The sequence below is a fragment of the Thalassotalea ganghwensis genome, assembly GCF_053485795.1.
In genome coordinates, this window is the sequence record NZ_JBQRUM010000007.1 from 142405 (window position 1) to 159832 (window position 17428).

Below are 17428 nucleotides of genomic sequence, written 5' to 3' on the forward strand. Positions count from 1 at the left end.
TTTATGCAGGTTAACCCTACCCTTTTCGCCACGTTGTTTTACCGGCACTGTCTTCAAGTATAACATTCATGGCGGCTAACTTATCTCTGGCTTCGTCGGCTAGTGCCCAGTTTTTATCCGCACGCGCTTGATTACGCTGCGCGATTAAGGCTTCGATTTGCGCTACTTCATCATCATCACCACCACCTTGTAAAAAGTGCGCTGGATCTAACTGTAACAAACCGAGTAAACCGCCTAATGATTTTAAAACACTCGCTAGTTCTTTTGCTTTACCATTGTTTTCAGCCTTGGCGACATTTAATTGCTTAGCCACTTCAAACAATACCGATAAAGCTTGCGGCGTGTTAAAGTCATCATCCATTGCCTGACAAAACTCAGCAACAAACGGGTTTGACTTATCCAGGGTAAAATCTGTGGGCACTTCGACATCGCGAAGTGCTGTATAGATACGTTCAACGGCTGCACGCGCTTGCTCAAGGTTTTCTGTCGAATAGTTTAATTGACTACGATAGTGTCCTGTCGTTAAGAAAAATCGCGTCGTTTCTGCATCGTATTGTGCAAGTACTTCACGAATGGTAAAAAAGTTACCTAACGATTTCGACATTTTTTCAGCGTCTACTTGCACCATACCCGTGTGTACCCAGTAATTCACATAAGGGGTATCAAGTGCGCAACAGCTTTGCGCCACTTCGTTTTCATGATGCGGAAATTGCAAATCTGAGCCACCACCATGAATATCAAAATGAGCGCCTAATTCTTTAGCGTTCATTGCCGAACATTCGATGTGCCAGCCTGGTCGTCCTTCACCCCAAGGTGAAGACCAGCTTGGCTCACCTGGCTTGGCTAACTTCCAAAGCACGAAATCTAAAGGATTACGCTTGGTTTCATCAACATCAACTCGAGAGCCAGCTTGCAATTGTTCTAAGTTTTGGCCACTTAATTTACCATAATCAGCAAAGGTCGATACTTCAAATAACACATCACCACTATCAGCAACATAAGCATTACCTTTCGCAACTAAGGTTTCGATCATTTCAATGATCTCAGTCATATGCGTCGTTACCCGTGGTTCAAGCTCTGGTCGCATCATATTTAACGCATCAAAGTCTTCATGCATCGCTGCAATGGTGCGCTCAGTTAACTGCTCTGTGGTTTCATTGTTTTCAATCGCACGATTGATGATCTTATCTTCAACATCTGTGATATTGCGAATGTAGTTAACGTCATAACCTGAAAAACGCAAGTAGCGAGCGATATTGTCAAAGCTAATATAAGTGCGTGCATGGCCTATATGGCATAAGTCATAAACCGTGCAACCACAAACATACAACCCAACTTTTCCTTCTTGAATTGGTTTAAACACTTCCTTTTTACGAGTGAGCGTATTGTATATCTGTAACATGAGGTTTTATGACTCCTATTCTATGTCATGCAGTAATGGCATTATGCAAATGTCATCGTTATAAAACGGCTATTTCTTATAACCGCAAAATTTTCAGGTGGCTATTGTAGCGCAACAATTGGTTATGGTCATCACTTCCCTTTACAGAATCTCTGGTTAGGTTACAATTTAGCGAACATCAATACAGAGAACCAAACAATGATTATTTTTAAAACAAATTTAGGTGATATTAAAATCTCATTAGACTTTGATAAGGCACCTGTAACCGCAAAAAACTTTCAACAATATGTTGAAGAAGGTTTTTATAACGGGACCATTTTTCATCGTGTCATTAAAGGTTTTATGGTGCAAGGTGGCGGCTTTGCTTCAGGCATGGACGAAAAAACAACGCGAGAAAGCATTCAAAATGAAGCGAACAACGGCTTAAGCAATAAACGTGGTACCTTAGCGATGGCTCGTACCCAAGATCCACATTCAGCTTCAGCCCAGTTCTTTATTAACTTAGTTGATAATGACTTCTTAGACTTTAAAAATGAATCAGTGCAAGGTTGGGGTTACTGTGTATTTGGCGAAGTGATCGAAGGTATGGATATTGTTGATAAGATGGCGCTTGTTGATACCGGTCGATTAGGCTTCCATGACGACGTACCAAAAGAAGAAATTGTGGTTGAATCAGCGACGGTTGAATCTTAATCAATGACAGCATCATCTCGTCAACCAATAACGTATTTTATTGCTGACTTGCACCTTGCTCAAAACAGGCCTGATATTACGGCCTGTTTTTTATCGTTTTTAAAAAATGACGCAATAAATGCCCAAGCACTTTATATCTTAGGCGATCTATTCGAATACTGGATTGGCGATGACGATGATTCGCCTTTTGTCGATGAAATCGCCCAAGGCTTGAACACCTTAGGGCAAACAGGTGTCAACGTTTATTTTATTCACGGCAATCGCGACTTTCTACTTGGGCAACGTTTTGCCAAAAAAGCCTGTATGACTTTGCTACCAGAAGTCGACACCATTGAACTCTATGGACATAAAGCAGTAATAATGCACGGCGATACCTTGTGTACACGAGATGTTGCGTATCAGCAATTTAGGAAAAAATCGCGCTCGTGGTGGTGGCAAGCCATTGTTAAAAGCTTACCATTATTCGTTAGGCGCAAAATGGCCGAAGATTATCGTCGTAAAAGTGCCAATGCAACGGCAATGAAATCACAAGAGATCATGGATGTTACTCAAAGCGAAGTAATTCAATGTCTGCGTGAACATCAATGTTTGTTGCTAATTCACGGTCACACTCATCGACCAAACATCCACGATATTGACGTTGACGGAAAAAAGGCGCAACGTGTTGTTCTTGGAGACTGGTATGAACAAGGTTCATGGCTTAAGTTTGATAAAAATGGATTTAAGCTACTAACCTCAACAAAACACTCATAAGCTAGTAGCTATCGCCTAACCTTAAATGGTAGATAAAACCTCATCTTCATTTGCCAACTTCACCATTGGCATTAGTACAACACTCCACCATGGTCCGCAAGTATTAGTAGGACACGATTGAATTCGCGCTGCCTCCATTATTTCATAATATGTAAAGCCTGCAGAAACGGTAATAACTTCGACGCTATTTGGCATAGATAGGTTCTCATTGACTTTATGTGTCAACTGAGAAGCCACGGTAACGAGTTGAGATTTTTGCTCTTTTCCTGACATTAAAGATAAGTACTTGCTTGCTGACTTAACTTTTCTTAATTTAGCTCGCTCTAAAAACTTTTTAGCAAGCTCGAAGTCTTGATTCACGTATAAACCAAATAAGTAGAAATAGCCTAATTGAAACTCCGCACTGGGTTCTTTAGCCAATGCTGCACTTCTGATATGTCTTATGCCTTGCTCGATGTTTTGTTCTGTTCCTTTACCCTGCAACATCATCAATCCAAGAGAAAATTCTGCAATTGATGAACCTTGGTTCATATATTTGCGAAACATTTTCACTTCGTATTCACAATCAGATTGACAGTATTTGTATTCCTCAACATTTTGATTTGCAGCAACATTAAAACCAATACTGGCTATGATAACTAATAATAATTTATTCATTTGACTTTCCATCTTCAAGTGGATTAATTTGAACAAAATTCAAACTACCATACTCTTCGTACTATATGCAAAGGTCAAAAAATGACTAAATTGTATCTAATTATTTAATGTCTAATTTTTAATGCGGCAGAGGTTACTTACGTTGAGGATCAACGCGACCGCCAGTGACTTTATCTGCTCGACCTTCTAATTTAGCTTTTTCTGCTCTGCGCTTGCGCACTTCCTTCGGATCAGCAATGAGCGGCCGATAAATTTCCACTCGGTCATGATCAGCTAAAATATCGGTTAACTTGGCAGAACGATTCCAAATACCGACTTTGTTTTCAGATAAATCTATTTCAGGAAATACTTCACAGATCCCGGAAAGCTCTATCGCTTTCTCAACCGAAGTTCCTTGCTCAACCATGATAGTGAGCAATTCTTGACGTTGTGGGGTGCCATAAACGACTTCGATTTTTAAATGCTCAACTTCTTGATCTTGCGTTACTTGTTGCTTATTTTCCACGTTATCCATAAACCTGTTTCGCTCGTTGTGTAAAAGCTTGCACCATGTTGTTCGCTATACCGTTGAAGATTTTTCCGAAGGCAAGATCGAACATTTTATTTGAAAACTCGTACTCTAAGTGCAGACTTATTTTACATGCCTCTGGCGATAATGGCGTTAATAACCACTCCCCCGCTAAGTATTTAAAAGGACCATCAATCAATTTTAAGGAGACTTTATGATCCTTTTCCAAGGTGTTTTCAGTCGTAAACCATTTAGTAAGTCCTGCTTTTGATACTTGTAACGCTGCCGTCATTTTATTCTCGGTGTGAGCAATAATTTTACTGTCAGTGCAATCAGGTAAAAATGCAGGGTAAGCAAGTACATCATTGATCAACTGATACATTTGCTCAACACTATACATAACAAGGGCATTTCGACTAACAATCGGCATTATCTCTCCTCAAAAATGAGCGCACATCATACCAAAAAGATATTAATGAAAATAGTCATTTAAATGCGCAAATATCTACGTATAATGTGCTCGGTTAAGGATTGGAAGAAAAATGGCAAAAAAGAAATCAAAAAATTCAAACAGCAATACTATCGCACTGAATAAAAAAGCCCGACACAACTATGCCCTGTCAGATAAATATGAAGCAGGAATGAGCCTACAAGGTTGGGAAATTAAAAGTATTCGTGCCGGCAAAGTTAATATTTCTGATTGTTATGTGCATATCAAAGATCGAGAAGCGTATCTTCTTGGCGCAGAAATTATGCCGTTAAATGCCGCGTCAACACATGTGGTGTGTGATCCAGTGCGCCCTCGTAAATTACTGCTCAATAGAAGAGAACTCGATAAACTTATCGGCTCAGTAGAACGAGAAGGATACTCCCTCGTTGCCACTGCCATGTACTGGCGCAAATGTTGGGTAAAACTTGAGTTTTGCTTGGGTAAAGGTAAAAAAGCCCACGACAAGCGCGCTGATATCAAAGATAGAGAGTGGCAAGTCGATAAAGGTCGACTGATGAAAAACAAAACGCTTAATAAAGAATAGCGACATTTCAAAAAGAGCGAGCAACACTAAAATGCTCGCTCTGAATAGCTATCACTTAGCCAACTTATTTCTTCATCAAGTATTTTGCCACTGCATGATATGCAGGTAGTGACGTTGGATCAATATAAGCGTTTTTAGCTTGAGGATGAGATGAAAACCTCACGATTACCATCTCAGCACTTGGGTCGATATATATCGTTTGACCATGCACTCCTCTTGCTGCATACGCGCCATGTTCATTATGAAATACCCACCACATGCTGCGATAACTGCCGCCTCTTAGCGTTTTATAACCTGCATAGGCAAAAGCTTGTTTATCCCCTCCTTGCTCGATGTTTTCAACAACCGATTCTGGAAAAAGCCGTACACCATTCATTTCCCCGCGGTTAAGCATAAGTTGACCGATACGCGCCAAATCTCGAAGTCCTGCACTCAGTCCCCCACCAGCAAACGGGGTACCTTTAGCATCAATGGTCATATAAGCATCTTGCTCTGCACCAATTTTTCGCCATAATAAATCCGAAAGCAGTTCAGTGAGCTTCTTACCTGAGACTTTTGAAATTATCCAACCAAGTGCATCGGTATTGACCGTTTTATAAGCAAACTGTTGGCCGTGTTGACCTTGTTGAGGCAAGGTTTGTAAATACTCATAGTAACCGTTAGCGCCTTGATAACTCTTAGGCTTCGGCAGTGGGCTTGCTGCTGCAGAATACTGCCAGATTTCGGCATTGGGGTCAGAATAGTTCTCACTGTATTTTATCGCCGTGGTCATATCCATAACCTGCCTGACGGTGGCGCTGCCAAAAGCACTATTGGTTAATTCAGGAATAATTGATGAGACTAACGCTTTATCGTCAAGCTTTTGTTGTGCTATGAGGATTTCCGCGATTAGCCCAGTAAGGGATTTTGTCATCGACATCGCGGCATGTTTACCATCTTCTTTTAAACAACCAAGGTATTTTTCATAAACAATCTTGCCTTGGTGCAACACTAAAATGCCGTCAGTATAGTTGGATGCAAGCGACTCCCGCCATGTTATTTCGCGCTCATCCCCCAGCACTTTAAACGTTACATCATCAATTTTATTATCAAGTTCATAGCTGAAAGGAATTGAAGCTGACAAACCTCTATTGACTTGCTTAGTAGGTAAAAATTCTCTGATGTGACAAACCGTCCAACGAAGTTTTGGAAAACTAAAATAATCTGATTGCGGTTGCATAATGAGTTTGTCTGGTGGCGGTGGCGAACCTATCATCCAACCAAGCGTTCGCGGATCAGATTGTGCTGACGTCATCACCTGCTTGTTCTCTTTAGCACATACGCTAGTCGTTGCTAACAAACTCCCTGCCAATAGTGCAGCAATCACCACTCTGTTAGTTACGTTCATCCTTTAATTCCTTTGCTATTCAATCGTTTATTATCTTTAGTTTAAGTCTTTTTTGGCTTTTGTCGCTAACCAATTAAAAATGCGCAATTGCGCTGGCACATAAATAAGATACTCTGGGTGCCATTGTACTCCAAGAATATTTTCTTGTTGTGACTCTATTGCTTGGGTTAAGTTATCCAAATCCCAACCCACAACTTGCAAAGACTCACCGGCATTTTTTATCGCTTGATGGTGTAGACTATTGACACGTAAATGATTTTTTTTGCATACCTCAGCTAACATTGAGTTAGCGATGAGCCTTACTTGTTTGGTCGGTAACAACCCTGGCCGGTTGTATGTCTTTTGCCGAATAGTACGGATATCTTCATATAAATGTCCTTTTTTAACCACATTAATAAGTTGCGCTCCTCGACAAATACCAAGCAGCGGCGCTTGATGTGTTAATGCCCATTTGATCCACTCTATCTCAAGTTGATCGCGAGCAACATCAGGCTTTACTTTATTAGTAAGCTCGCCACCGTAATGCTCAGGACTAATGTCGTCGCCGCCGCCAATCACTAAACCGTCCAATTGCTTGCCGCTTGGCGGGTGACGTACACTGATACGTTCAGGTATTGCTCCAACTAAACGAAGAGCCAATGCAGTGCACCACCAACTCGGTGACCACTTACGGCCATTATTGGTAACCCCTATTCGTGGTCTTTTATCCATTGCGTCATCACCTTTATCCATTCTCGTCGATCTAAACCAATCAAAGGTCTATCAGCATCAATAAACTGTTGCGCTAAGCGATCAAGCGCTTGATGATCATTGGCTAATTTCTCAAGCACACACCAGCGATTCCAAGATTTAGCCAATGACCAATCGGCCTGTTCAATATTGCAATTTGGCAGTCGGTAATGAAAAGTCGGTCGAGACTTAATTTTCGGGTCATCTACCACGTCCCTTACTCTTTTTTCGTCCAAATGAGCAAACAACGGCAACATATCTAATGCCCTGTTTCTACTCGAATTGTCGACTAAATAATCATCAATTAATTGTTCAACACTTTTCGGTTTATTAACTAAAAGCTGCTTGATGTATTCTTCACTAAACAGTTGAATGTACGGACTTAACTTACGAGCGGGATCAACACGGTTTTCTTCGACTAACCACCATTGCAGCAAACAGAATGCACGTAGGTAATGATAAATAGTATCAACATCAAGTTCGGGTAGTTCAGGGTTTATATGTACGCCATAAGCGGCAATCAATGACTCTTGAGTACCTATCGCACCTAAGTTTCGTAATGCTTCTACCATAGGTGTTAATTTATCTAATTGATTTAAAGCTATCGGCGGGCAAACCACTTCAATTGGCACAAGCAATGCAGAAGCGTGACTGACTTTATCTAACCAAGCAGGGCTGTTACTATCTTCACCTAACTCCCTAGCCGTTCGCTTTAGAAAATCCCAATCAATTTCTATATTAAAATCACCTAAATCATCTACTGTCACTACCTGCTCTGCAGCGGTTCCTTTTTTTAAACGCCCATTTAAAGAAGATTGCACCGCAGAAACGGCCTGCTCCAAACTAAGGCCTGAAAACTCAATTTCAAACCCTACTCTTCTGACATCACCATCAGCATTTTGCTGATGCTCTGGTAAAGTAAACGTTACTGTTTGATTCATCCGTATGGTTGCCCTTTTTTAAGTGCTTTTAGATTTCAGTTTAGTCAAGATAACATGCGCGCCATGGATAATACAAAACGCATCGGCAAGCGATAGCTTTAATCAATTAAGATTAAAAAACCAGCAATTACAAACTATTTACCATAGTATCCGTTGTTATCACTAGCAAGTCGCGCTACAATAGTTTTCGTAGGCGTTAAGTCTATGGAAACTTTGGGGCTGATTCAGGATTCGACAAGATTCACGAAACCCAAGGTGCATGCCCAGGGGCGGTTGGCCTGGTAAAAAGCCGCAAAACTATAATTGCAAACGACGAAACGTTCGCACTAGCAGCTTAATGCTAGCCATCCTCTCAATGATTCGCCTATAGTCTTGAGATGCCGATGGTCACCCCATGTAGGCTAGCGAGGGAAGCACGCTTGAGGCTGAACCGCGAAATAGTATCAAGCTCACCACGATGAAGCCTGTCGTTTGGCGTCTAACTGGTTAAATAAATAAACGACTAAGCATGTAGGACCGAGGATGTAGGTTTTTTGGACGCGGGTTCAACTCCCGCCAGCTCCACCACCTTCAAAATTAAAGACGCTTTTTAGCGTCTTTTTTTATGTTTTGTTTGCAGATATTAAAAGCCATAAATGCTTGTTAAAAAAAGCCGGCACAATCACGCCTCAGCTCTTACAAATCATGATTGAGGCTTTTTGCTTTTAATAGCCAAGTGGTCTAGATGTGTCTGTCAATTGTCACCACAGTGACATTCAAAAAAAATATTGTCACTAAAGAGTGTGATGCTTGTCGACAAAAGTTTTTTGGTCGCTTTGCCATGCTGATACAGCCATAGCAGCTAACGACTAATAAGTTTTTCATCAAAAAATACGATAAGCTAACCGTGAAAACACACTCACAGCGCTACTAAATTGAATTCAAAGCATCCAAACCACATCGCTTTGGTGCTGTGTTTACATTAAAAGCGCTAAAAAGAAACTCTGCTTATAATTTGCGGTAACACAAACACATAAATTTGATTGAGAAATGTTATCCTATGCCTTACCTATAGTACTTCTATTTTTTACTAAAACGCTATTTGATTGCGAATTTCCATTGGCTTTGGTTACATAAATTAATAAAAGGCTTCCTAACAATGCTGAGAACACTGATGCTGAAAGAATTCCGATTTTCACCGAATTAATTTGTTCAGGGCTGTAAGCTAGGTTGGCAATAAAAAGAGCCATAGTGAAGCCAATGCCCGCCAAAATCCCTCCAGCAAAGAGCATTCGCCAATTTAAATTAGCGGGTAATACCGCTATTTTAAGTTGAACAGCAATCCAACTAAAAAGAAAAATTCCTAAGGGTTTACCGATTACAAAGCCCAAAAATACAGCCATGGTAAGTGAAGAAGCTATATTAACTCCACTGAATGATACTCCTGCATTAGCAAAAGCGAACAATGGCATCACAACAAAACCTACCCATGGATGAAGTACTATCTCTAAACGCTCTACCGGTGAAAGTGCCTCTCGAGCAGCTGCTTCTGCTGTTTTTAACACTTTTCTATCAAGGGTATCGCCACTCCAATGATCTCCGCGAGGATAAGCCACCACACAATCCATAATAGTGTGTAAACGGTCATCACTTATCCATTTCGTTGTTGGTGTCATAAGCCCAAGAATAACACCAGTGACTGTGGGGTGGATACCAGAAGCATCGATAGCTAACCAGATAAAAGCCCCTACAATAAAAAACACGGCCATACTGCGGATACCGACAAATGCCATGACTCTCACCAAAAGAAACCCCAGCATCGCAAGCCCTATCGCCACCCACTCAATGTCACTGCCATAACCAACGGCGACAACAATGATAGCACCAATGTCATCGACTACAGCCAACGACAGCATAAATAACCTCATGCTCTTGGGTATTCGCGAGCCTAATAGCGCTAAGCAGCCAATGACAAAGGCGGTATCCGTCGCCATCACCGTTCCCCAACCGCTTTGCCCTGGCTCACCATATTGAAGAAAAAGGTAAACCATTGCTGGCAGCAGCATCCCGCCAATAGCCCCCGAAATTGATAGCACAGCAAGACGAGGGTTACGCAACTCTCCTAATACGAGCTCTCGTTTTAATTCAAGCGCGATTAAAAAGAAAAACAATGTCATTACGGCATCATTTATCCATCCATGTATCGTACGTTGAAATACAAAATCACCTATTTGGATACCAAGTGATAATTGCCATAAGTGATCAAACGATTCTTTTAGTGGAGAGTTTGCCAATGACAGGGCAACTAGCGCAGAAAGCAGTAAAATAATGCCAGCGATTACTTCAATTTTCAAAAATCGAGTGACTGGCTGGACAATCCAATCGATATGCTCTTTCGGTAATTGTGTTCGATAGCCTCGCTTTTCATTCATCAATTTAAGAGTCATATTATCGACTTAACGATAATCATGATACTTGCTTATATTCAATGCCATCTTGTTGCATCTTAGGCATTTTTTTATTCTTTATCATGTCTGAACCTTTGCATAACTAAGTTTCGATTTTTACTCGTTACGTTTCGCTTTAAGATGATTAGTCATAACATTTTTGAGGTTATCATCGTCGACTTGAACCCCATTGATGAATTTAAACAATTCACTATTGGTTGATAAAACTAATGTCGTGTTTTCCGTGATTATCGCCGAGTAAGACTGCATGGTTCGGGTAAATTCATAAAGGCTGACAGCTTGCGGGCTTTTATTGTAGGCGAGTGCATAAATCTCTGTGGCCTTTGCATCAGCAAGACCTCGAATTTCTTCAACTTTTTGATATGCTTCTGACTGAATCTTATCAAGTTCTCGCACCCTATCACCACGTATACGAGCCGCCTCTCCTTTACCTTCTGATAAAAAACGTTCAGCAATCTGTCGACGTTCGCTAATCATACGTTCGAAAATTTTTGGTCTAACACTCGCGTTGTAATTTATCCGTTTAAAACGAATATCTAAAAGCTCTATCCCAAACACTTTTACTTTCTCTGAAGCAGCCGAAAATATTTCTTGTTCTACAAGTTTTCGTCCTTTATGAATAGGAACCAATAACCCTACATTCAAATCGGCGTCAAAATCATTCAAAATCCCAGCTTGCAAAGGTTCCCTGTTTTTCGTAGTGCGAATGATTTCGATCAATTCATGCTTTGCCACAGCATTACGTGTTTCACTCCCAAGAATATCATCAAGCCTAGACTGAGCGCTTCGTTCATCCCTAAGCCTTAAAAAGTACTGTAAAGGATCGACAATTCGCCAACGAGCAAATAAATCAACCGAAATATAAAGCTTATCTTTCGTTGGCATATCCGACGGCTCACCATCCCATTCCAGTACTCTTTTATCGATTGCATTAACCTCTTGAATAAAAGGGATTTTTATATTCAGGCCTGCATCTATTACGGGCTCACCAACGGGTTTACCAAACTGTGTAATAATCACCTGCTCTACTTCACTTACTGTATAAAGAGCACTTTTAAAACCAAGCGCAAGTAGCGCTGCTATTGTAAGTAACAATGATGTTTTTAGTGTGCTCATTGGTTACTCCCGTTCTTTCCACCCAAATTAAGCAAAGGTAAAACATTACTGGTTTGTTTATCGATAATGATTTTGGCTTTGATTTTAGGTAAAACATCTTGCATGGTTTCAATGTAAATACGACGTGTGGTAACTTCAGGAGCTTTTATATACTCTTTATAAAGAGCGTTAAATCGAGCGGTATCTCCTTCTGCCTCATTAATTCGTTTTAATCGATAACCATCAGCTTCTCTAATTCGTTGATCTTTTTCACCAAGCGCCAGCGGGATGACTTTATTGTAGTCTCTGCGCGCCTCATTAATGAGCTTCTCCTTTTCTTGCTGAGCTTGGTTAACTTCATTGAATGATTCTTGAACCGGTTTGGGTGGGTTAATATTTTTCAACTGAACCTGATCAATGCTAATCCCCATCGCATACTTGGTCGACAATTCCTGCATTTTCGTTAACGCTTCAGATTCGATGTCTTGACGCCCAACGGTGATCACTTCATCAACTGTGCGATCTCCAACAACCTCTCGCATGACTGATTCTGAAACATATCGCAGTGTTGCACTAGGTTCTCTAACCTCGAATAGAAATTTAGTGGGTGTCGAAATTCGATATTGTACAACCCATTCAACAAGGGCTGCATTTAAATCACCTGTTACCATTTGAGTTTCCCTATCATGATCGTATGTACGAGGAAGTTGATAAGGATCTGTCGCACCGGGCGTAAAAAAACCAAACTCTTGCTTAAGCTGACGCTTAACCGGAACAATGGTTGCTACATCAATACCTAAGGGAAACTTAAGGTGCAGTCCTGGAGGTATATCGTGGACATACTTACCAAATCGTTGCACGACTGCTACTGAATCACTTGGTACGGTATAGAATGAAGACCAGAAAGAGAAACCTAAAAAACTGAGGAAAACTATTGTAAAAAACTTTTTAGGGCTTCCATCGACGAGAAATGTTTTAAAATTATTAAATATTGGGCTTATGACTCGTTCGAGGTCAGGAGGTGACTTATTCTTACTTCCCCGAATTTTTTCCTGTAGGTCATTACTTTGGGACATAATACATGTCTCCTTAAATTAAACGAAAAAATTTCCGTCTAATTATCTTTATATTGGGGTATTAGCAAAAATAACAAGGGGGATATCACTTAGCGAACGTAATTACTTTTACTACGGGCTGTTGCTCGGTTGTGTGTTTTATTCGCTTAGTAAAACTCAGAAATGGTTATGGTTATGGCAATAATAAACAAAGATATAAGATAATAGACCTCTAACATTTGTTTGAGGCTTTTATCTTATATCAACGTCATTCTACTCATACCTAAGACTATAAGAAGGCCGAATACTTGCAGTTCGCAAAGCGATACTGGCAACCGTTAGCCAGGTAACCAAGGCAACTAAAAATGCAGCACCTAGATACGGTAGTGGCGTTTGCGATATGCGATCATTAAAGTTATTCAACCATTGGCTAATTAAATAAAATACAATCGGAAAAGCAATAATAACGCTCGTTAACACCAAGAGAATAGATTCTTTCGTTAACAATGCTACGAGCTCAATGCGTGAAGCACCCAGTACTTTTCTAATCGCTACTTCTTTACTTCGCTGCTGTGCACTAAATGCAGCCAAGCCAAACATACCGATGCAAGTGAGGAATACTGCGAGACCTGAAAAAACCGCAACCATTTTGACGAGTTGGTTCTCTCCTTGATATAGCGCTTGATAGTTATCTATCACTAATTGTAGTTCGACAGCATTTATATTAAGTCGTTGCTCAACAACGTTGATAATGTTGGCTTTAACTTCTGCAGAGTATTGATCTTCAACCTCGATAACTAAAGAATAATCACCACTCACTGGTAACCCACAGGCAAACAATACCGGGCCAGAATGTCCTTTTGATGAGCCAATTTTAATATCTTTAAACACACCGACAATCTTGCCTGTTAAGTTTTGTTCTGGACCAGCACCAAATATCCACTCTTGACCTAACGCTTGTTCAGCGCTCTGATAACCAGCAGCGCCTAAGACAGATTCAGGTATTAAAATGCCGATAGTCGATTGCGATTTATTGAACCAATCCGATTGAAACTCTTGTGAAAAATCACGTCCAGCAATGAGTTTTAACCCTAATGCTTTAGCGGCATCAAAACCTACGCCAGCAAACCCCATTTCAACGTTAAATTCTGCAACACCTGGTACTGATTTAACGAACGCGCCCGCCCCTGTTGACTTGGTTAAGTCAAAATCGGTAGGAGTAACTGAAACCACGCCTTCGATATTGTTTATGTCTTGATAAAGCTGTTGACTATCAGGCGAATAAACTATGGCTCCTGGCACATCAACAACTCTTACCCGTTGCTCTTTTTCATAGTTAACTGCAAGTTGCTGTAAAAAATTTAATTGAAGATAGAAGCTAATTGCCGCAACAATTAACCCTACGGATAGTGCTGATTGCAGTACCATTAAAACCTTTCTCACCGTCGTTGCCGTTTGACCTCGGCCAAAATCGCCGCTAAGTACACGCTTGACACCAAAAGATGAAATAAATAACGCAGGATACAAACCTGATAGGATGCCGATTGAGGTTGCAAGTACGATAATAGGTAATAAATACTGAGACCAGCTTTCGATAACAAGTTGACGCCCCACCAATTCATTAAATGTAGGCAAAAACAACTCAACCAAAGCACAAGCAAACAAAGTGGCGATTAACGCTACCACCACTGACTCCGTTAAAAATTGACTAACTAGCTGTCTTTTACTCGCGCCTAAAACTTTGCGTACCCCCACTTCCTTGGCTCGTAAACCTGCCTGAGCAACACTCATATTAATATAATTAAAACTTGAGATAATGATTAAAAGTACGGCTAATGCAATGCTTATTGCAACGGTCTTTTCTGAGCCGCCAATTTTCATATCGGTATTAAAATTAGGTGCTAGGTGAATATCTAGCAATGGCTGTAAGTAATAGTCAATTTCACTACTTTTGTTTTGCCAAATCCCATTTAAAATACGAGTTACTTCATTGGCAACAGAGGATACATTCGCTTGAGGTGTTAATTTAAGGTAGGTATGAGACATCTTACCAATAACGTTCATATAGGCTTGGTTTGATACAATCCCTGTGAAGAAATAATGACTATTATCAGGTAAATTGGTAAAAATTGCTGCAACCTCTAATATCCCCTGCCTATCTTCCATTTTTAATGTTTTACCGAGCGCATTATCAACGCCAAATAATCGACGAGCTTGGTTAATTGAGATAGCAATTTTATTGGGTTTAGTTAGCACTTCACTAAGGTTACCGTACAAGATATCAAGCTTAACGAAATCGGTTAAGTTTTCAGGGGCCGCGATAACATTACTAAAGGTAAAGTAATCTTCGCCAATTTTTACCTTGTTCGACAATAAATATTTGGTGCTAAGCAGTGCCATAACACTTTCAACGCCGGGGATTTTTTCGAAATGTTGAGCACCTCGAGGGGTCGTCATCGCATATTCGCTGCCGGTGGGTAAGTGTTTCATCACGATACGATAGGTTCTATCAGCATCTGGCTGAAAGTTATCGAATGAGCTTTCATTGAGCGCATACAAAGCCACCAGAAACGTTGCTGCTAATCCAATGGCAAGACCCGCCACGGTTAACACTAAATTCATTTTATGGCGCATTAAACTTCTAATTGCGCTGATAAGGTAATTACCGATCAAACTATTAAACATCTTGAACCTCGACAACTTCACTAGCACGGTCTAATAAAACTTTGCCATCAAAAAGACGAACAACACGGTTTGCATACTTGGCATCGTGCTCTGAGTGAGTAACCATAATAATCGTTGTGCCCTCCTCATTTAATGACTTCAACATTGCCATGACTTCTTCACCGTGTTTAGAGTCTAAGTTTCCGGTTGGCTCATCGGCTAAAATCACCTTAGGCTTAATCACTAAAGCTCTCGCAACAGCAACACGTTGCTGCTGACCACCAGATAATTGCTGTGGTAAATGGTCTGCTCTATGATCGATACCTACGGCTCTTAAAACCTCCTCGACCTTCTGTTTACGCTCTGCTTTAGATAACCCCAAGTATTGCAAAGGTAAGTCGACATTTTCATAAACCGTCAAGCTATCGATTAAGTTAAAGCTCTGAAAAACAAAACCTATGGAACTACTACGCAATTTCGCCAAACTTCGCTCTGAAGCGTTAGCAACCTCTTGACCATTAAAAAGGTACTCGCCACTATTAGGGCTATCTAACATTCCTAATATTGATAAAAGCGTTGACTTTCCGCACCCCGAAGGCCCCATTATCGCAAGGAAATCGCCTTCCGCTACCGATAAGTTAATGTTATTCAAGGCGGTTGTTTCGACGTCCTGAGTACGAAACACTCGTGATACATTTGATAATTTGATCATGCTTAACTTCCTTTAACTTTAATTTTATCTGCCTTATCAAAGGCACTGTAATTAGATGTGATCACCTTCTCGCCAGCGCTTAGGCCGTCAATGACGGTGAAATAATATTGATTGCTTTTTCCAAGCTTTACCGCTCTGCGCTCGGCAAAAGTGCCGTCTTCACTCATAACAAAGGCCCAGTTACCGCCTGTGCTATTAATAAAAGCACCGCGTTTGATTAATAACGCGTTGCGCTCCCCTTCACTAAGCACTAACTCAACATCAAGGGTTTGACCTCGCTTTATTTTGTTAACCCCTGCAGGTAAATTAAACTCAATGCGAAACTGCGCTTGTCTTACACGGCTATCAATCTTGTTGACAGCCACTTCAACCATTTGACCATTAAGCGATATGTTGGCGGGCATTCCCAAGGTAATTTGATTTAAATAATATTCATCAATATTAGCGACAAGTTTAAAGCGATTAGGAATGTCAATTTGTCCTAGTCGGGCACCGCGTGGTTTTGATTCACCTAACTCAACGCTTAATTCACTGAGGTAACCTGCTTGTGGCGCTTTAACAATAAGGTTTTCTAGGTTTTGTCGCGCGTATTGTAGATTTTTTTGCAGCATCTGAGCGCTTTCTTCCAGCTGCTGAACTTGTATTTGACGAATATTCTCTTCTTCTTGCTGTCTTTGCTTAGTCAGTGCTTTGCGTTGTTGGTAATAGTCTAAATCTAACTCTAATGTTGCTAGTTTATCAGCAGCTAGTACCCCTTGAGTGACAAGCGGTTGAGATTGTTTAATTTGACGCGTTAAATGCGCCAATTTAAGCTCTATTTCCAACAAATCACGCTTTAAGTTTAACCTGTTGGTTGTCATCATCATTTGTGTATTGCGCAAAAAATTAAGCTGCTCGGTTACTTGTGCTTCGCGGCTCATGACATCAAGTTGCAAGGAAACATTGGAAAGTCTTACCAATGGCTGACCTTGTTCCACATATTGCCCTTGCTCAACAAAGCGCTCTTCAACTCTTCCGCCAGCAACCGCGTCTAAATATATTGTCGTTTGCGGACTCACAGCGCCTCTAAGCTTAAGCGTGTCAGCAAAATCCCCGACCGTCACTCGACTAATATTAATGGCATTTTTTGCAATATGCTGGATCTTGCTGTCTGATCCAGTGCTTAGCAATTTAGCAAATCCCAATACGACCACTGCAGCTATCAAAACAATCATTATTGATTTGCTGTATTTTTTATAAGTCGGTTGCGCTATTCGTTTATCCACATCGACACTCTTTAAACATCATTAAAACCTAACACCCTATACACAAGTCTTATGCCAACATTTAAAGCATTAAAATACAATAAGTT

At 40.6% G+C, this 17428-nt stretch carries 16 protein-coding genes and 1 other RNA gene; 4 read left to right on the forward strand and 13 right to left on the reverse strand.

All coding sequences use genetic code 11. The features are described 5' to 3' along the window. Positions 1–16: 16 nt before the first annotated feature. A complete protein-coding gene (gene cysS / locus ACSLUH_RS09335) occupies positions 17–1402 on the reverse strand; it encodes a cysteine--tRNA ligase (protein ID WP_448566262.1) in 1386 nt (461 codons plus the stop codon). A gap of 198 nt (positions 1403–1600) precedes the next feature. Between cysS and ACSLUH_RS09340 the strand changes: the two genes are divergently transcribed. Continuing rightward, on the forward strand, positions 1601–2095 hold the full coding sequence (locus tag ACSLUH_RS09340; protein ID WP_448566264.1) for a peptidylprolyl isomerase: 495 nt from the start codon (positions 1601–1603) through the stop codon (positions 2093–2095). Between the two features lie 3 nt (positions 2096–2098). Next, complete coding sequence (locus ACSLUH_RS09345; protein ID WP_448566266.1) at positions 2099–2848, forward strand: UDP-2,3-diacylglucosamine diphosphatase; 750 nt, start codon at positions 2099–2101, stop codon at positions 2846–2848. A gap of 21 nt (positions 2849–2869) precedes the next feature. On the opposite strand, the gene ACSLUH_RS09350 is transcribed toward ACSLUH_RS09345, so the two are convergent. The 3 genes from ACSLUH_RS09350 to ACSLUH_RS09360 all read right to left on the reverse strand — a co-directional run bounded on the left by ACSLUH_RS09350 (position 2870) and on the right by ACSLUH_RS09360 (position 4443). After that, a complete protein-coding gene (locus ACSLUH_RS09350) occupies positions 2870–3505 on the reverse strand; it encodes a tetratricopeptide repeat protein (protein WP_448566268.1) in 636 nt (211 codons plus the stop codon). 133 nt (positions 3506–3638) lie between these two features. After that, positions 3639–4019: an RnfH family protein gene (locus tag ACSLUH_RS09355; RefSeq protein WP_448566270.1), complete on the reverse strand. Its 381-nt coding sequence runs from the start codon at positions 4017–4019 to the stop codon at positions 3639–3641. Continuing rightward, positions 4012–4443, reverse strand: a complete 432-nt coding sequence (locus ACSLUH_RS09360; protein WP_448566272.1) for an SRPBCC family protein — start codon at positions 4441–4443, stop codon at positions 4012–4014. The genes ACSLUH_RS09355 and ACSLUH_RS09360 overlap by 8 nt, the downstream gene beginning before the upstream one ends. Positions 4444–4555: 112 nt before the next feature. Between ACSLUH_RS09360 and smpB the strand changes: the two genes are divergently transcribed. Then, complete coding sequence (gene smpB, locus ACSLUH_RS09365) at positions 4556–5047, forward strand: SsrA-binding protein SmpB (RefSeq protein ID WP_448566274.1); 492 nt, start codon at positions 4556–4558, stop codon at positions 5045–5047. A gap of 64 nt (positions 5048–5111) precedes the next feature. Here smpB and ACSLUH_RS09370 read toward each other — a convergent pair whose 3' ends face one another. The 3 genes from ACSLUH_RS09370 to ACSLUH_RS09380 are packed head-to-tail and all read right to left on the reverse strand — an operon-like array spanning position 5112 to position 8104. Next, positions 5112–6434, reverse strand: coding sequence for a serine hydrolase domain-containing protein (locus ACSLUH_RS09370; protein ID WP_448566276.1), 1323 nt, complete (start codon positions 6432–6434; stop codon positions 5112–5114). Positions 6435–6470: 36 nt separating this feature from the next. After that, positions 6471–7145, reverse strand: a complete 675-nt coding sequence (locus ACSLUH_RS09375) for a gamma-glutamyl-gamma-aminobutyrate hydrolase family protein (protein ID WP_448566278.1) — start codon at positions 7143–7145, stop codon at positions 6471–6473. Next, on the reverse strand, positions 7124–8104 hold the full coding sequence (locus ACSLUH_RS09380) for an amidoligase family protein (protein ID WP_448566280.1): 981 nt from the start codon (positions 8102–8104) through the stop codon (positions 7124–7126). The genes ACSLUH_RS09375 and ACSLUH_RS09380 overlap by 22 nt, the downstream gene beginning before the upstream one ends. Before the next feature lie 215 nt (positions 8105–8319). Here ACSLUH_RS09380 and ssrA point away from each other — a divergent pair. Next, positions 8320–8671: a transfer-messenger RNA gene (gene ssrA / locus ACSLUH_RS09385) on the forward strand. A 470-nt stretch (positions 8672–9141) separates the two neighbouring features. Here the strand turns inward: ssrA and nhaA are convergent. The 6 genes from nhaA to ACSLUH_RS09415 form a co-directional block, all read right to left on the reverse strand. Further along, the gene (gene nhaA / locus ACSLUH_RS09390; protein WP_448566282.1) at positions 9142–10530 is read right to left on the reverse strand and encodes a Na+/H+ antiporter NhaA; all 1389 of its coding nucleotides are present in this window, start codon (positions 10528–10530) and stop codon (positions 9142–9144) included. 117 nt (positions 10531–10647) lie between these two features. After that, on the reverse strand, positions 10648–11667 hold the full coding sequence (hflC, locus tag ACSLUH_RS09395; RefSeq protein WP_448566284.1) for a protease modulator HflC: 1020 nt from the start codon (positions 11665–11667) through the stop codon (positions 10648–10650). Next, entirely contained in the window at positions 11664–12722 is a 1059-nt protein-coding gene (gene hflK, locus ACSLUH_RS09400) for an FtsH protease activity modulator HflK (RefSeq protein ID WP_448566285.1), read from the reverse strand. Before hflK ends, hflC begins: the two co-directional genes overlap by 4 nt. A gap of 252 nt (positions 12723–12974) precedes the next feature. Beyond that, entirely contained in the window at positions 12975–15386 is a 2412-nt protein-coding gene (locus tag ACSLUH_RS09405; protein ID WP_448566287.1) for an ABC transporter permease, read from the reverse strand. Next, positions 15379–16077 carry an ABC transporter ATP-binding protein gene (locus ACSLUH_RS09410; RefSeq protein WP_448566289.1) on the reverse strand — a complete coding sequence of 233 codons (699 nt, stop codon included), beginning with the start codon at positions 16075–16077 and terminating at the stop codon, positions 15379–15381. The genes ACSLUH_RS09405 and ACSLUH_RS09410 overlap by 8 nt, the downstream gene beginning before the upstream one ends. Before the next feature lie 2 nt (positions 16078–16079). Continuing rightward, a complete protein-coding gene (locus ACSLUH_RS09415; RefSeq protein WP_448566291.1) occupies positions 16080–17342 on the reverse strand; it encodes an efflux RND transporter periplasmic adaptor subunit in 1263 nt (420 codons plus the stop codon). Between the last annotated feature and the right edge of the window lie 86 nt (positions 17343–17428).

Coding starts and splice junctions, on each gene's coding strand:
- cysS (WP_448566262.1), bottom strand. CDS start 1,402: ATGTTACAGATATACAATACGCTCACTCGTAAAAAGGAAGTGTTTAAA.
- ACSLUH_RS09340 (WP_448566264.1), top strand. CDS start 1,601: ATGATTATTTTTAAAACAAATTTAGGTGATATTAAAATCTCATTAGAC.
- ACSLUH_RS09345 (WP_448566266.1), top strand. CDS start 2,099: ATGACAGCATCATCTCGTCAACCAATAACGTATTTTATTGCTGACTTG.
- ACSLUH_RS09350 (WP_448566268.1), bottom strand. CDS start 3,505: ATGAATAAATTATTATTAGTTATCATAGCCAGTATTGGTTTTAATGTT.
- ACSLUH_RS09355 (WP_448566270.1), bottom strand. CDS start 4,019: ATGGATAACGTGGAAAATAAGCAACAAGTAACGCAAGATCAAGAAGTT.
- ACSLUH_RS09360 (WP_448566272.1), bottom strand. CDS start 4,443: ATGCCGATTGTTAGTCGAAATGCCCTTGTTATGTATAGTGTTGAGCAA.
- smpB (WP_448566274.1), top strand. CDS start 4,556: ATGGCAAAAAAGAAATCAAAAAATTCAAACAGCAATACTATCGCACTG.
- ACSLUH_RS09370 (WP_448566276.1), bottom strand. CDS start 6,434: ATGAACGTAACTAACAGAGTGGTGATTGCTGCACTATTGGCAGGGAGT.
- ACSLUH_RS09375 (WP_448566278.1), bottom strand. CDS start 7,145: ATGGATAAAAGACCACGAATAGGGGTTACCAATAATGGCCGTAAGTGG.
- ACSLUH_RS09380 (WP_448566280.1), bottom strand. CDS start 8,104: ATGAATCAAACAGTAACGTTTACTTTACCAGAGCATCAGCAAAATGCT.
- nhaA (WP_448566282.1), bottom strand. CDS start 10,530: ATGACTCTTAAATTGATGAATGAAAAGCGAGGCTATCGAACACAATTA.
- hflC (WP_448566284.1), bottom strand. CDS start 11,667: ATGAGCACACTAAAAACATCATTGTTACTTACAATAGCAGCGCTACTT.
- hflK (WP_448566285.1), bottom strand. CDS start 12,722: ATGTCCCAAAGTAATGACCTACAGGAAAAAATTCGGGGAAGTAAGAAT.
- ACSLUH_RS09405 (WP_448566287.1), bottom strand. CDS start 15,386: ATGTTTAATAGTTTGATCGGTAATTACCTTATCAGCGCAATTAGAAGT.
- ACSLUH_RS09410 (WP_448566289.1), bottom strand. CDS start 16,077: ATGATCAAATTATCAAATGTATCACGAGTGTTTCGTACTCAGGACGTC.